Source organism: Thermococcus litoralis DSM 5473 (genome assembly GCF_000246985.2).
In the GTDB taxonomy this organism is placed as follows: domain Archaea; phylum Methanobacteriota_B; class Thermococci; order Thermococcales; family Thermococcaceae; genus Thermococcus_A; species Thermococcus_A litoralis.
The window spans coordinates 613,097-627,444 of record NC_022084.1 but is presented as its reverse complement, the minus strand read 5'-3'; the positions used below and the strand labels follow the sequence as shown (position 1 = coordinate 627,444).

Annotated in this window: 13 protein-coding genes; 5 read left to right on the top strand and 8 right to left on the bottom strand. The window is 42.3% G+C overall.

What is annotated here, in order from left to right:
- Nucleotides 1-2: 2 nt before the first annotated feature.
- From OCC_RS03515 to OCC_RS03500, 4 genes are all read right to left on the bottom strand, one after another.
- A complete protein-coding gene (locus OCC_RS03515; RefSeq protein WP_004069854.1) occupies nt 3-1,385 on the bottom strand; it encodes a mannose-1-phosphate guanylyltransferase/mannose-6-phosphate isomerase in 1,383 nt (460 codons plus the stop codon).
- Nucleotides 1,382-2,113 (bottom strand): mannosyl-3-phosphoglycerate phosphatase, encoded by a 732-nt coding sequence (gene mpgP / locus OCC_RS03510; protein ID WP_004069857.1) that lies wholly within the window; start codon nt 2,111-2,113, stop codon nt 1,382-1,384. Before mpgP ends, OCC_RS03515 begins: the two co-directional genes overlap by 4 nt.
- Nucleotides 2,110-3,294 carry a mannosyl-3-phosphoglycerate synthase gene (gene mpgS, locus OCC_RS03505; protein WP_004069858.1) on the bottom strand — a complete coding sequence of 395 codons (1,185 nt, stop codon included), beginning with the start codon at nt 3,292-3,294 and terminating at the stop codon, nt 2,110-2,112. The genes mpgP and mpgS overlap by 4 nt, the downstream gene beginning before the upstream one ends.
- Nucleotides 3,295-3,407: 113 nt before the next feature.
- Entirely contained in the window at nt 3,408-4,787 is a 1,380-nt protein-coding gene (locus OCC_RS03500; protein ID WP_171814849.1) for an ADP-specific glucokinase, read from the bottom strand.
- A 114-nt stretch (nt 4,788-4,901) separates the two neighbouring features.
- On the opposite strand from OCC_RS03500, the gene OCC_RS03495 reads away from it, so the two are divergent.
- A complete protein-coding gene (locus OCC_RS03495) occupies nt 4,902-5,765 on the top strand; it encodes an MBL fold metallo-hydrolase (RefSeq protein ID WP_004069860.1) in 864 nt (287 codons plus the stop codon).
- 12 nt (nt 5,766-5,777) lie between these two features.
- Here OCC_RS03495 and gcvH read toward each other — a convergent pair whose 3' ends face one another.
- Complete coding sequence (gcvH, locus tag OCC_RS03490) at nt 5,778-6,182, bottom strand: glycine cleavage system protein GcvH (RefSeq protein ID WP_004069861.1); 405 nt, start codon at nt 6,180-6,182, stop codon at nt 5,778-5,780.
- 119 nt (nt 6,183-6,301) lie between these two features.
- Here gcvH and OCC_RS03485 point away from each other — a divergent pair, with 119 nt between their 5' ends.
- The 3 genes from OCC_RS03485 (at nt 6,302) to leuS (ending at nt 10,659) form a co-directional block, all read left to right on the top strand.
- Nucleotides 6,302-6,952, top strand: a complete 651-nt coding sequence (locus OCC_RS03485; RefSeq protein ID WP_004069862.1) for an MFS transporter — start codon at nt 6,302-6,304, stop codon at nt 6,950-6,952.
- 208 nt (nt 6,953-7,160) lie between these two features.
- Nucleotides 7,161-7,580: an MFS transporter gene (locus OCC_RS12395; protein ID WP_020953634.1), complete on the top strand. Its 420-nt coding sequence runs from the start codon at nt 7,161-7,163 to the stop codon at nt 7,578-7,580.
- A 202-nt stretch (nt 7,581-7,782) separates the two neighbouring features.
- The gene (leuS, locus tag OCC_RS03475; protein ID WP_004069869.1) at nt 7,783-10,659 is read left to right on the top strand and encodes a leucine--tRNA ligase; all 2,877 of its coding nucleotides are present in this window, start codon (nt 7,783-7,785) and stop codon (nt 10,657-10,659) included.
- Nucleotides 10,660-10,745: 86 nt separating this feature from the next.
- On the opposite strand, the gene OCC_RS03470 is transcribed toward leuS, so the two are convergent.
- From OCC_RS03470 to OCC_RS03460, 3 genes are read right to left on the bottom strand one after another with little or no spacing between them, the layout of a single operon-like run.
- Complete coding sequence (locus OCC_RS03470) at nt 10,746-11,297, bottom strand: DUF998 domain-containing protein (RefSeq protein WP_004069871.1); 552 nt, start codon at nt 11,295-11,297, stop codon at nt 10,746-10,748.
- A 57-nt stretch (nt 11,298-11,354) separates the two neighbouring features.
- Nucleotides 11,355-12,680 (bottom strand): CoA-disulfide reductase, encoded by a 1,326-nt coding sequence (gene cdr, locus OCC_RS03465; protein ID WP_004069874.1) that lies wholly within the window; start codon nt 12,678-12,680, stop codon nt 11,355-11,357.
- 53 nt (nt 12,681-12,733) lie between these two features.
- Nucleotides 12,734-13,801, bottom strand: a complete 1,068-nt coding sequence (locus OCC_RS03460) for a DUF1464 family protein (RefSeq protein WP_004069875.1) — start codon at nt 13,799-13,801, stop codon at nt 12,734-12,736.
- 189 nt (nt 13,802-13,990) lie between these two features.
- On the opposite strand from OCC_RS03460, the gene OCC_RS03455 reads away from it, so the two are divergent.
- A complete protein-coding gene (locus tag OCC_RS03455; RefSeq protein ID WP_004069877.1) occupies nt 13,991-14,317 on the top strand; it encodes a hypothetical protein in 327 nt (108 codons plus the stop codon).
- Nucleotides 14,318-14,348: the final 31 nt, after the last annotated feature.

Here is a 14,348-nt window from a genome sequence, read left to right as displayed (position 1 = left end):
TTTCAGTCTCTCCCGAAGTCATCCTGGAACCTTTCAATGTCATCTTCCCCTAGATATTCCCCGATCTGGGTCTCTATGACCTCAAGGATCACTTTTCCCGGATTTTCGAGCCTGTGGACAACCCCTGCGGGAATGAATGTGCTCTCTCCCGGCCTTAGCAGTAGCTCCTTCTCTCCGATTTTTACCTTTGCACTCCCCCTCACAACAACCCAATGCTCTGAACGATGATAATGTCTTTGGAGGGATAGTCTTTTGCCAGGTAAGACCGTTAAGCGCTTTATTTTATACCTCTCTCCCTCTTCAAGAACTGTATAGGCTCCCCAGGGTCTGTATGCAGTCCTGTGTACTAAGGCTCTCTCATCTCCTTTTTCTACTAGCTTTTTGTAGACCTCTTTGACCTTTTGGGTTTCGCCCTTCTTAGCTACGAGCAGGGCATCTCCGGTGTCTATTATCACTAGGTCTTCTACTCCCACTGTTGCAGTTAGCCTCTCCGTTATTATTAGGTTGTCCTTTGAATCTACGTTTATATAGTCTCCCTTAAATCCACTTATTCTGATGGCATTTCCGTTTTCATCTTTTTCAAAGGCCTCGTATATTGCATCAAAGCTTCCCAAGTCATTCCAGTAAGTGTTTAGTGGCACCACAGCTGCTTTGTCAGTCTTTTCCATAATGCCGTAGTCTACGGAAATTTCCGGAACCTTTTCATATGCTTCTTCTATGCTTTTCGCCTCTTCAAAGGCGTTGTAGACCTCTGGGGCGAGAGTTTTTACTTCTTCAATGAACAGTGAGCTATCGAAAAGGAACATACCGCTGTTCCAGTAGTAGCCCTCCTCAACATAGCGCTTTGCGGTCTCGTAATCCGGCTTTTCTTTGAACTCCTCAACTTTGTATCCCCCTTCAAGTTTCTCTCCTGGTTTTATGTAGCCATAGCCGGTGTGAGGCTTTGTTGGCTTAATGCCGAATGTTATGAAATAGTTATCTGCAAGTTTTTCGGCATTTTCAAACGCCTTTATGTAGTCTTCATTAACTTTTATCAGGTGATCTGATGGTAGAACAGCAACTTTTGACTTCCCATAGTTCTCTTCTACAACCCTCATTCCCCAGAAAATTGCGGGCAGAGTATTTTTTCCAACAGGTTCAAGAAGAATATTCTCCTCTGGAACTTCTATACCGAGCTCCTTCAAGTCGTCTAGAACCCTAAACTTGTATTCCTTGTTTGTGACGATGAATATCTCTTTGGGTTTCGAGAATTTTAACGCTCTTTCAACGGTCTTTTGGAAGAGGGATGCACTGTCGAAAATTCTTATAAACTGCTTTGGCATTAACTCTCTACTCAATGGCCATAATCTAGTCCCTTTTCCTCCAGCAAGGATAAGTGTTTTCATCCTATCACCTCCATAAGTTCTTTTATTGTCTTTATGTTCTTAGCTCTTTTGTGTGAAAGATTTATAGCAAATGGGTGATCAACAACCTCAAGCATCGGAATATCGTTTTCTCCATCCCCCACGGCGTAGCTTTCTACTTTTCCAATCTTTGAGTATAAACCTATAAGCATTTTTGCGGCTTTCCCCTTATCAGTGTCTCCGGTAACAGTGTAAAATCTGCTGCCTCTGGTGATCTTAAGCCCTCTCTGCTCTATCTCTTTTTGGAATCCCTCTTTTGCCCATTTGAAAATTGTCTCTGAATATTCTCTCTTCACAGCGAGTTCTGCAAGTTCCTTTGGGAGACCAGTAAATTCGATAATCTCTTCAATTGTTGAATTCCCATAGTATTTTAGCCCAAAGCGGCTGCTTATTTCATCTAAAGCTTTTTTTATGATATCATACTTTGTGCCGAGTTCGATGACATAGTAACCCTCATTTTCCCGGCTGTATGGGAATTCAAAACTGAAATACCCTTTTGGAATGTAAATTGCACTCCCATTCTCAACTATGAAGGGATCCGAGACTTTGAGTGCTTTTCTGTAATACTCCTGCTCTGCCTTTGTCTTTGAAGAGTTAAAGACTATTTTGAACCCTTTTTCCTTCAGGAAACTCACTATCTCTGCTGCTGGTTCTGGAGAGTAGTCCTCTCCAATAAGAGTTTTATCCAGATCCAGGAAGATTACCTTCATAAATCGAACCTCAAGAGAGTTTCTTGGTTTGATTCGAGGGTTTTCATCCACTTTTTGATGTCTATGTCCTTTATTGGTCTCATGACCCTTGGTTTTGGCGGTTCTTCATCCTCTTTTATTATTCCATGCATTCTGAGGTCCTCTAAAATCTGCCTCTTCAACCGCTCTGATGCAAGTTTTGAGTGGTATATTGTGGTTAAAGACAGCAGCACCATCTCCTTTACATGTTCCTGCCCCTTATCCTCGTGGAAGTGGGGGTTTAACGTTTCTATCTGGAATATTTCTATTCCTTGGTCAAAAACATCTTGGAACTCTTCCACATTTTCCCAACTACCAAAGCGCTCAAGAAGATACACTATCTCATAGGGCTCTATTGAATAGCCCGTTGAAAACGGTAAAATTTCTGCAAGCTTCATTGTCATTGCGTGTTCTCCTGCATTGCCGGTTACCATTATCGTGGTTTCAAATGCAGTCTTCTCACTTATCAGCTGATTCAGATAGCGATTAGTTATTTCACTCACCCTTCCCCACTTCTTGAAATAAAGCGTTCCTCTGCTAACTTTGGGCTTGTGCCTCCAGTGGAGTCTTACCATTGCGTATTCACTCTCACTCATCAAGAATCCAGCGGCATAGTCCTTGACATATTCATTAACCGCTCCGGGTATATAGTTATCTGCATCAACGAATCCTACGTATTTGGCTCCTATTGCCTTAGCGAGCATTATCCCTATGAGCATGCCCTCTCCTTTTCCACTTCTCACAAGTCCTTTTTCGTCTAAGATGTCCTCGTACCCTGTCTCTCTAAACGCCTCTGCTAGCCCGGGGTCTCTCTGGTGGATCATAATAACTTTCGAGTGTGTCAAATTGCAGAAGTGTTTTACTAAATCTACCTCCTGCTTGAATCTGTTGGGCCCCTTTCTTTTGCTGTTAGAGACTATTATGATTGGCGATTTGTGGGGTATTGCCTTGAGGACTCCATCAACTAAGTGTAGCTTTTCGTTTTTCATTGGCACGATTATTGCCATTTCTCCGATGGTTTTGTAGATATCCTCTCTCGGGAGATTTTGAACAGTGAACATAGGGACATCTTCAGTTTCCGTATCCATCTTGATGACTTTTTGTAGTTCGTAAATCTTCACAGCTCCAAAGATTTCTTTATAAACCGGAGCTTCTAAAAGCATATTATCACCTCCTAAGTGATTAGAGCAAGCAGAATAATGAAAACACCCTGCCAGATACTTTTTATTTTTTCCTACTATATAAATTTTACCCTAGGTTAAAAAAATAAAGAAGGTTACCTTTTCCTCATGCCAAATTCACTGACAAAAGCAGAGCTTGAAATGGTATCTCCAATTCCAACGGTGCTCTTGGGAGATGCTACAATCTTTGTTGGCACAAAAGCAAGTTGTCTGTCCACCATATCAATAAGGCCGTTCTCAAATTCTGTGAACTCCTTTTCAAGTTCTTCTTCAAGCACTATTGCCCTTTCATTTGTTGGTACACTTAGGGCATCTCTAATCTGCTCTATTCTTTCAAGGTTTCCTTTCATGGCTTTGGCAGCTGCAGCGAGGGATGCAAAGAGCAGAGCATCTCTTACCTCTTCTCCTCTGTATTGAGTTAGGGCGAGGTAGTAGCCGTAGGTGTGGAAGTGAATTCTCTCAATTCCTGTCTCGTCCATTAAAACATTCATCGCATCTATGACTGAGAAGATATGTCCCTCCAGAACTTCTTTTGCCAGCTCCTCGTCTCCTATTATCTCCATTATTGAGGCAAGTTCTACTTCATTAAGGCCGACGCTTGTGAACTTCGGTAAAAGCTCTACAAGTGCCTCCCTAACCCTTCTGTTTGCAGTATATGCAAATTCAAAATGGCTCTTCACGTTGTAGCGGTTGAGGATATTCAAATGACTTTCGACTCTATCAAGAACATCTCTGTATGTTGTTCCGTCGGGATAGTATTCCTTTAAAACCTGCAGCCCGCTTATTATCGCTAGCTCAACATTTCTGGTAATTTCCTCAAAGCCTTCTCTGAATTCCCTTCTCATGTAGACCCTCGCGTTGTAGTCATCGGCATTGGCTATGAATCTATTCTCTCTTGGTGCTTGAACATCAAAAACCTGAAAACCTCTGGGAAATTCATATATGTAGTGGATTAACTCTTCTTCCTCTGCAATGGCATCTTTAGGGTGAACTAGCTTCAACTTATTTCCTTCAAAGACGGGGACATAAATAGGACCATCTACAAACAACTCCGCCTGAAGCTTTGGATTCTGAGGAACATGAACAATCGTTGGAATTCTATACACTCCCCCAAGAAGGTTCGCCATTATCCCTGCCTGCCCTCCTATTCTCAGCTCATCCCATCCCCATTCCCTTAAGTATCTCCTCACTTCCTCACTCTCTACAAACCACTCCATAGCCTTGCCAAGTTTTATGCTCCTCAATATTCCACCAAGAAGCTCTTCAATGGAGGAGATCTTTTCAGGTGGATTTTCAATAATTTCAAAAACCTTCTCTTTCCCTATTTCGGTTACTCTCTTTTCTAGATCGTCCTTGTCTAAGTATTTTATGGCATCAATGTTGGTGTTATATGCCAGAAGAACACCCTTAACGTTTGGGATAGCGTTTAGGGCATTCTCAAAGGCGTTTACATACAGCCTTTTCCACAATCTTATCCTATCTTTAAGGCTTTCCTTCATAGCTTATCACCTCCAGTGTTGGTATGCATTCAAAATTAATAAACATTAGCCAAGATAAACTTCAAAAACTTCCGGCATAAACTATGGATGATGATAATCAAAGGTATTGGGTTGGATTCTTCATCAAAAATTGCCTTTCAAAGTCATGCTCACACCGATCATTTTGTTAGTGGAGAGTTTATAGTATCCACAAAACCCACGAAGTTCCTCAGCCATCTCAAAAAAGGTGGACTCTACAAGACCTACCGATTTGGAGAGAGCTTTTACATAGGTGATTATAAAGCAAAGCTCTATCCAGCAGGTCACATGCTGGGCTCTGCTCAAATATACATCAAATTTGATGAGTTTTCACTCCTTTACACAGGGGATGTAAAGTGGTTTAAGCTTAGAACGGCCGAAAAAAGCAAATTCAGAAAGGCAGATATCTTGGTTATTGAAGCCACCTACGGCCTTCCAATGTACAACTTTCCGACTCCAAGAGAAGCTGAAAAGAAGCTCATAGCCTTTGTGGAGGGAGCATTAGACAGAAAAAAGGTTCCAACGCTCTATGCAAATCAAATGGGAAAGGCTCAGGAACTGCTTAAAATTCTGGACGTTCATGGCTATTCTGCGAGAGTTCCAAGTGATATAAGAAAAGTTGCCAAGATCTACGAAAAATTTGGAATTAAGTTTAACAACATTTCAAATGATGGGGAGGTTGTTATTAGGGGCTTTAGGAGTCAAAAGCCTATTAACGGCATCCATCCTTCTGAGCTGTTTGTTTCTGGGTTTGGGAATCTAAAGCTCAGCAACCATGCAGACTTCTGGGAGCTTATAAGAATAATTGAAAGGGCTAAGCCTGAAAAAATTTACACACGATACGGCTATAATAGGGAATTTGCAAGGATTTTGAGAGGATTAGGATATGAAGCAAGGCCTGTAGAAGATGTTTTGCTTTCAGGAGAATTAATTTGAAAGAAGAAGAAATCAGAGTGATTTCAAGTATTCAGCATAAGCGTTAGCATCCATAAGCTCTTTCAATTCCTCTTCAAGATTGCTTGGCTTTATCTTAGCAATCCAAGCTCCATATGGGTCTTCGTTGATTTTTTCTGGAGCGTCTTCAAGTTCTTCGTTAACTTCAATTACCTCACCACTAACTGGTGCGTAGACTTCGCTTACGGCTTTTACGCTTTCCACTTCGCAGAGTACATCTCCTTTTGCCACCTCTTTTCCAACCTCTGGAAGTTCTACATAAGCGAGGTCACCAAGCTCCTTTTGCGCATAGTCGGTTATTCCCACTAAAACCGTGCCATCCTCAAGCACTTGAATCCATTCGTGGTCTTTGGTGTAGTATAGTCCCTCTTTAATCTTGTATTCTCCAACCTCAATCATAGCAATCACCATAGCCTTTTATGGCTAAAAAACATTTAAAGCTTTTCCTAATTGTGATCACTTTTGAGCAAAATGTATTATTGAATTGACCACATAAATTAGCTTTTGAGGGAGAGTAAATGAGAGACAATCGAAATTTTTGGCTCTTTGCCATGGGACGTTTCGTATCTCTCGTGGGAAGTGGAGTACAAGATGTGGCTTTGCCCTTGTTCATTCTAGATTTAACAGGCTCTGGCACGATAATGGGAACTTTTATGATAATTTCAATGCTTCCTCGATTACTCCTATACCCAATAGCTGGCGTTTTGGGAGATAAAATCAACAGAAAGTGGATAATGGTCTGGATGGACTTTGGAAGGGGAGTAGTTATTCTACTTCTAGCTCTTTTGGCTTCAAAAAATTTGATAACAATACCTATCCTTTTTGGGACGCAGTTCGTTGTGTCGATCATGAACGCTTTGTTCGGGCCGGCAACCAGTGCTATGCTGCCGGATATAGTAGAAAAAGAGGAGTTAATGAGAGCAAATTCAATTTTGATGAGCTTCAACAGCACAGCTTATATAGTGGGCCCAGCCCTTGGTGGGATAATTTATGGGATGGGAGGAATAATGATAGCGTTTCTTATCAATGGTGTGTCGTTTATAGCTTCAGGTGTTAGTGAGCTTTTTATAAGATATGAACAAAAAGTAGAGAAGATAAAAAACATTGGCGAAGTTTTTGAGGGTTTAAGAGATGGCTTAAACTACATAAGAGTCCGAAGGGGATATTAATTTTGATGGGCTTTGCTTTGGTGATTAACTTTTTTGCGGCTCCAATATTTGCGGTTCTTTACCCTTATGTGATGAGGATAGTTATTAAATTCACTGCAGAGCAGTACGGTCTTTTAGAGACTTCGTTTATGGGGGTATACTTCTCGGAAACATTTTAATCGGTGCACTGTTTGCAAAGAAAAAGGCTGAGAACCTTTTAGTTAAAGGTTTGATAGTTGAAACAATTCTACTGTTGATTTTTGCCGTTTTAATGTTTCCACAAAGCATTGTATTCTTTTTGGGACCCAGCTGGAGAATGTTTGGTGCAATTGCTTTGGTATCGGTTTTAATGGGGATTTCAAATGCCTTCGTGAACACTCCACTAAACGTGGAATTCCAGCAGCTTGTTCCAACGGAATATAGGGCGAGGGTGTTTTCGGTTTTGGAAGTTATGAGTCAGGGAATAATTCCCATAAGCTATGGTCTCGTTGGCATACTCCTCGATAAGACTCCCGCCCATTTAATTGCTCTTAGTTTAGCAATACTCGTACTTTTCTTAGTTTTGCTATTTGTGACAAAATACTCAAAAGCTGTTTTCATAGAATTTGAAAGTAGGAAGAAGGAAGCTGAAATGGAAGTAATGCTTTAACTCTTCATCATATCCAAAAGATTTAAATATCCCAATGCCAAGATAAAGGGCGATGCTTATGAGGGGGGATCGAGTTCTCCACAAGTTGGTATTCCTCTTATGCTGATCAACTTAGCTATCCCCCTAGACGTAAATCCAAGTATTTTTCCTCGGTGCAAACTCTTTTAAAAGACGTTTTTAACAACATCAGGGAGGTTAGGATATGGTAGATTTCAAGGCTATTGAAGAAAAATGGCAGCAGAAGTGGCTGGAAGAGAAGGTATTCGAACCTCAGATAGATGAAAAGAAGCCAAAGTTCTACATAACGGTTGCATTTCCTTACTTGTCAGGCCACCTGCACGTGGGACATGCAAGGACCTACACTATACCGGACGTTATTGCAAGGTTCAAGAGAATGCAGGGATACAATGTCTTGTTCCCAATGGCGTGGCATATAACCGGCTCTCCAATAGTCGGGATAGCGGAAAGAATAAAGCATAGAGACCCCCAGACAATCTACGTTTATAGGGATGTCTACAAAGTTCCGGAGGATATTCTATGGACATTTGAAGACCCAGTGAATATAGTTAAGTATTTCATGAAGGCGGCAAAGGAGACTTTTATTAGAGCCGGTTTTAGTGTTGACTGGAGCAGGGAATTTCACACGACATCGCTCTTTCCGCCGTTCAGTAAGTTTATCGAGTGGCAGTTCTTGAGATTAAAAGAAAAAGGGCTGATCGTTAAGGGAACCCACTACGTCAGATGGGATCCAGTTGTTGGAACCCCCTTGGGAGATCACGACCTTATTGAGGGAGAAGATGTACAGATACTGGATTACATTCTGATAAAGTTCGTTCTTGAAGAAAACAGCGAAGTTTATTATCTACCTGCGGCAACCCTAAGACCAGAAACCGTTTACGGAGTAACCAACATGTGGTTAAATCCCGAGGCAACTTACGTGAAAGCCAGAGTTAAGAGCGGAGACAAGGAAGAGAAATGGATAATAAGCAAGGAAGCCGCTTACAAGTTGAGCTTCCAAGATAAGGATATTGAAGTTCTGGAAGAGTTCAAGGGAGAGAAGTTAATTGGAAAGTGGGTCAAGAACCCGGTAACTGGAGATGAGGTAATTATTTTGCCCGCTGAGTTCGTTGATCCAGATAATGCTACCGGAGTAGTCATGAGCGTTCCTGCACATGCACCCTTCGATCATGCAGCCTTAGAGGACATAAAGAAGAACACAGAAATTCTGTTGAAGTATGATATTGATCCAAGGATCGTTGAAAACATAAGCTACATCTCCCTGATTGAGTTGGAGGGCTATGGTGAATTTCCGGCTGTTGAAGAGAGTGAAAAGCTTGGAGTAAAGAGCCAAAAAGATGTGGAAAAACTTGAACAGGCCACAAAAAACATCTACAAAGCTGAATACCACAAGGGTGTCTTCAAGATTGAGCCCTACAAAGGAAAACCCGTTAATGAGGTAAAGGAGCTAGTAGCTAAGGATATGTTCGAAAAAGGAATAGCTGACAGGATGTATGAATTCTCGGACAAAAACGTCATCTCAAGGTTTGGAAACAGGGCGGTTATAAAAATAATCCACGACCAATGGTTTATCGACTACGGAAACCCAGAATGGAAGGCAAAAGCAAGAGAGGCTTTGGCGCAAATGAAAATCCTGCCGGAGTCAAGAAGGGCACAGTTTGAAGCCATAATAGAGTGGCTCGACAAGAAAGCCTGCGCGAGAAAAGTTGGCCTTGGAACTCCTTTGCCGTGGGATCCGGAGTGGGTGATCGAAAGTCTGAGCGACTCAACAATCTACATGGCTTACTACACCATAAGCAGAGCCGTAAATAAGTATGGCATTAAAGGAGAACAGCTAATCCCAGAAGTTTTTGACTACATATTCCTTGAGAACTTCAGTGAGGAGAAAGAAAAGCAGCTAAGCGAAAAAACAGGCATTCCAAAGGAAGTTATAAGAGAAATGAAGGAAGAATTTGAATACTGGTACCCGCTGGACTGGAGATGCTCGGCTAAGGACTTAATTCCAAACCACTTAACGTTCTTTATCTTCAATCACGTTGCCATATTCAGAAAAGAGCACTGGCCGAAAGGAATAGCGGTCAACGGCTTTGGAACCCTTGAAGGGCAGAAAATGAGCAAGAGCAAGGGGAACGTGCTCAACTTCATCGATGCCATTGAAGAGAACGGTGCAGATGTGGTTAGACTTTACATAATGAGCTTAGCAGAACACGACAGCGACTTTGACTGGAAGAGGAGTGAAGTGGGCAAATTAAGAAAGCAAATAGAGAGATTCTATGAGCTGATAACTGAATTTGCCAAATATGAGGACAAAGACGTTGAGCTAATGGACATTGACAAGTGGCTCTTGCACAGAGTTAACAAAGCCATAAAAGGCGCCACTGAGGCTCTGGAGGAATTTAGAACAAGAACGGCTGTTCAATGGGCTTTCTACAGCATACTGAACGACTTAAGATGGTACATGAGGAGAACAGAAGGAAGGAATGATGAAGCGAAGAGGGCTACTTTGAGGAGACTTGCTGATATCTGGGTTCGCTTGATGGCTCCGTTTACACCACACATAGCTGAGGAACTCTGGACAAAGCTTGGTGGAGAGGGCTTTGTAAGCCTTGCCAAGTGGCCAGAGCCGGTTGAAGAATGGTGGAACAAAACAATAGAACTTGAGGAGGACTACATCAAGGCACTAATCGATGATATAAAGGAAATTATCACCGTTGCAAAGCTCGAAAATGCAAAGAGAGCCTACATCTACACAGCTGAAGAGTGGAAGTGGAGAGTAGCAGAAATAGTTGCGGAGAAGAAGGACTTCAAGGCAGCGATGAGTGAAGTAATGAAAGACCCAGAGATGAGAAAGCGTGGCAAGGAAGTTTCAAAGCTGATTCAAAAGCTTGTCAAGGAGAGAGCTTTTGAACTCAAGCGCATCGATGAGGAGAAAGCCTTAAGACAGGCAAAGGCCTTCATAGAACGCGAAACGGGGCTAGAAATCATCATAAACCCAGAGGAGGACAAGGGCGGAAAGAAGAAGCAGGCAATGCCTATGAAGCCTGCAATATTTGTGGAGTGAGTTCTAGCTTTTCTACCTCTTTTTCTCTTAAGAATATCCTAAAAAAGGAGAAAAGCGGCATTAAAGACCAAGCTCAAAATTCGAAATTATGAGTTTGCTTGAAGCCTTTTTATCGTATCGATGTAAAACGGAGCTGTTGCAAATACAGAGACGAGCTCTGGGATTGCTACTCCCTCTGGAATATTGTATGCAAAATGAATGAGCCACGCTAGTATCGCAACTGTTAGAGCAGGAATAGGCAGATAGCTTCTAAAGTAGATTCCGTAGGCAACTAGGAATACTGCAAGGGAGAGAAAGAACGCCACCGAGACTTTGAAGTGCAGTCCCCTGTAGATTTCATCAAAGACAGCTACCAAGATTAGAGTAAACCCAACTAAGAACCCCACGACAGAAAAAGCTTTGCTGGTTTTGTATATGCACAGTGCTGAAACGTATATGATAAGAGCCCCTCCGAGACTCAAGCCAAAGTTAAATATCGGTGCAACGGAGCTTCTTGTGGCATGTCCAAGATCGCTTAGGGCGTTGTTTGTGATACTGAACCAATCTGAGAGAAGTATTGCTATTGCAATTGATATTAAGGGTATCGCTATTGAGAGATACGCCAGGTATAAACAGGGGGCTTTGCTTATTGCTTTCATGGTTTTGACTTGGCACTTAACCTAGATAAGGTTTTTTGGAGAAATTTAAAAAGGGGATCAGAACTTCAAGACCCTTGCTAGAACTACCAGTGGGTCCCAAACCGGGGCAAACGGTGGTGCATAGGCTAAATCGGCAAAGAAGAGGTCTTTTGTTGTAAATCCTGCTTGTAAAGCTACTGCAAAAGCATCCACTCTTGGAAGTATCTCTGCTCCAACTGCTTGCAATCCTAAGAGCTTTCCGTTCTCTTTGTCTGCCACAGCTTTGAGCCATATCTTCTTTCCGCCTGGATAATAATGGGGTTTTGTCCTTGCCTCTATGAATGCCGTCTTAACATCATATCCTTCTTTTAGTGCTTCTCCTTCTGTTAACCCGGTTTTCCCAATTTCAAGATCCATGAATTTGGTTATGGCCGTTCCAAGAACTCCTGGAAAGGTTACCTCAACACCTGCTATGTTGCTTCCCGCTACGTAGCCCATCTTGTTACCCGGTGGAGCCAATGGCACCCATACCCTTCTGCCAGTGATCAAATGCTTTGTCTCGGCAACATCTCCAGCAGCATAGACATTCTCAACGCTTGTTTGCATTCTCTCGTTTGTCCATATTGCTCCAGTTTCTCCTATCCTAACCCCTAGTTGTCGTGCAAGCTCTGTGTTTGGCTTGATTCCAGTGGCTATGATGACTAGATCGGCTTTATACTCCCCTGCATCAGTGACTACCTTTTCTACCTTCTCTTCTCCTTCAATCCTAAGGGTTACTTCTTCCAGACGGAGGTTTAGGTGTTCCCTGAGTTTTGCCTCTACTATATCGGTGATTTCCTTGTCAAAGGTTTTTCTTAAGACCCTCTCGCTTCTGCCGATTAGTGTTACATTCTTTCCCTGAACCACAAACGCTTCGGCCATCTCAAGTGCTATATAGCCAGTTCCAATCACCACAACGTTCCTTACATCATTTTTCTTCATATACTCTTTTATTGCAACCGCATCTGGAGGCAGGTCTGCTGTAAAAACTCCCTTCAAACCTACACCCTCTATTGGCGGTACTTGGGGAGAGGCACCGTTTGCAAAGACCAGGTAGTCCCACTCGTAGGTTTTCTCTTCACCCTTCTCCCTTACTCTCACACTTCCCTGCTCAACTTCTATCACTTCTGCATTCAAGTGCAGGTCAATTCCTCTCTTTTTGATGAAAAACTCGGGTGGATAGTGCATAAGTTTCTCCTTTGGAGAAATTCCTTCAACAACATAAGGCACTCCACAGGGGGCATGACTGACCCATTCAGTCGCTTCAAACACCTTTACATCCCATTCAGGTTTCAGCCTCTTTACTCTTGATGCAGTGCTCATTCCAGCAGCTCCGCCACCTATGATAACAACTGTCTTTTTCATCCTCATCACCGAAGAAGGGTTGTAAACCTAAGGTTAAAAAAGTTAATGAAGAATCAAATGTTCAAAGGAAGTTTCACATAGTCGAGGACGCTTCCGTAACTCTTCTTTATCTCAACGTGTTCAACAAGCTCTTTGAATTCTCCTCCAGCAAGTCCGTCTCCGATTATTGCACTTCCCTGGGCGGCCTCTTTCGCTTTCCCCTCAAGGCCCCTCTGCTTAACCACTGGAAGGCCAAAGCGCTCCTCAAAGAGGTCTTTAACATCTTTTCTAAGCTCATCTATGCGCATAAGTCTGCCGGAAAGAAGTATTTCCTTGGCATCTCTCACAACGGTGAGTTCACTCGCCACTGCCTTTAAAAATCCGTCTTTCATCGCTTCCCAGGCTTTTGCAAAGGGTTCCTCGTCAAGCCTCTTAGCAAACTCTTCGGGTGGGAGTATCTTTTCTGCGGCAATTATGCTTGCTCCTCCCCAGAAGAGGTGCCACTTCTTGATTTCGCCCATAAGGTAGGCAACTTCTCCATCGAGAGCGCCGCTGTTCACGTATGCCGGGCCAGGAAATATCGTACCCCCAATCCCGTCCACTATCTTTCCACCCTTCACTGCTCCCGCGTAATTGTAGCCGAAGCCAACTTCAAGAAGCACGAATGAAACGTCGGAATACTCAAGGCCGAGCCTCTTGGGTTGGTCGTAGATTCCGAGAACGGTTATCGCCATCTTATCTGCTGTTCCCATGTCTATTTTGTTGTACTTCCTCCATTCTGGCACAGTTGGAAGGTGTATAACGCCGGGAATAAACCACACGTTCATGTTCTTTTCAGCCATCTCGCTTACCATCTTTTGCAATCCAATGAGAACTGGTATTTCTTTCATCTCCTCTTCCCAAACAAGGGTCATCTCGAAGCGGTCCCTGTCGGTGAGCTCGCTTATGTGCTTAAGCGGAACTCCGTATCCTGAGGGACCGATTATTAAGTCTGCACTGAATTCTTCTAGTGTCCTAACGATTTTGCTTGGCTCTTCTGCAACTACTTCACTTGGAAAGCTGAGATCGAGTTTTATCTTTCCGTCTTCAAGGCCGATAATGTCAAAGCTCTTCGTGCCTGGATCGACGCCTATAATCCTCATTTTATCACCGTTTTGCTTATGTACTCTTTGCTTCTTTAAGTTTACTGAACACAATAACGTGTTTTGTGTAGGTATTTGTGTATGTATGAAAAATTCTTTTTAAATATTGAGATTTTTAGACATAATTAAACAAAAATCCAAAATAATGTGTTGAAATTCAAATTTTTAGAGGCTTTGGGGGTAATCAAAATGGTATCGTTAGCGGAAGTATATGAAAAGATCAAGGACGATGTAGAGCGAATAATTGATACAACCCATTATCACCTTAAGGTTCCGGAAAACATAAGAAATGCTCATGCCACAGCAATGAAAAACTACATCAGAGACTTATGCTACGGCAAAATTGACAAAGATTTCTTAATAAAATCGGGAAAGGCATATTTAGAGGAATATAATTTTGGTTTTGATCATTTTATGGAAGTTTATTACAAACCTGTTGTTTACAAAATTTTGCCTCTGATCATCAAGGCATCTAATGGGATCCTTATGTTCTTCTTGAATTTATTCAAAGATTAATTGAAGGAAATGGATACCTAGAGCAGGGGTG

Coding starts and splice junctions, on each gene's coding strand:
- OCC_RS03515 (WP_004069854.1), bottom strand. CDS start 1,385: ATGAAAACACTTATCCTTGCTGGAGGAAAAGGGACTAGATTATGGCCA.
- mpgP (WP_004069857.1), bottom strand. CDS start 2,113: ATGAAGGTAATCTTCCTGGATCTGGATAAAACTCTTATTGGAGAGGAC.
- mpgS (WP_004069858.1), bottom strand. CDS start 3,294: ATGCTTTTAGAAGCTCCGGTTTATAAAGAAATCTTTGGAGCTGTGAAG.
- OCC_RS03495 (WP_004069860.1), top strand. CDS start 4,902: ATGATAATCAAAGGTATTGGGTTGGATTCTTCATCAAAAATTGCCTTT.
- gcvH (WP_004069861.1), bottom strand. CDS start 6,182: ATGATTGAGGTTGGAGAATACAAGATTAAAGAGGGACTATACTACACC.
- OCC_RS03485 (WP_004069862.1), top strand. CDS start 6,302: ATGAGAGACAATCGAAATTTTTGGCTCTTTGCCATGGGACGTTTCGTA.
- leuS (WP_004069869.1), top strand. CDS start 7,783: ATGGTAGATTTCAAGGCTATTGAAGAAAAATGGCAGCAGAAGTGGCTG.
- OCC_RS03470 (WP_004069871.1), bottom strand. CDS start 11,297: ATGAAAGCAATAAGCAAAGCCCCCTGTTTATACCTGGCGTATCTCTCA.
- cdr (WP_004069874.1), bottom strand. CDS start 12,680: ATGAAAAAGACAGTTGTTATCATAGGTGGCGGAGCTGCTGGAATGAGC.
- OCC_RS03460 (WP_004069875.1), bottom strand. CDS start 13,801: ATGAGGATTATAGGCGTCGATCCAGGCACGAAGAGCTTTGACATTATC.
- OCC_RS03455 (WP_004069877.1), top strand. CDS start 13,991: ATGGTATCGTTAGCGGAAGTATATGAAAAGATCAAGGACGATGTAGAG.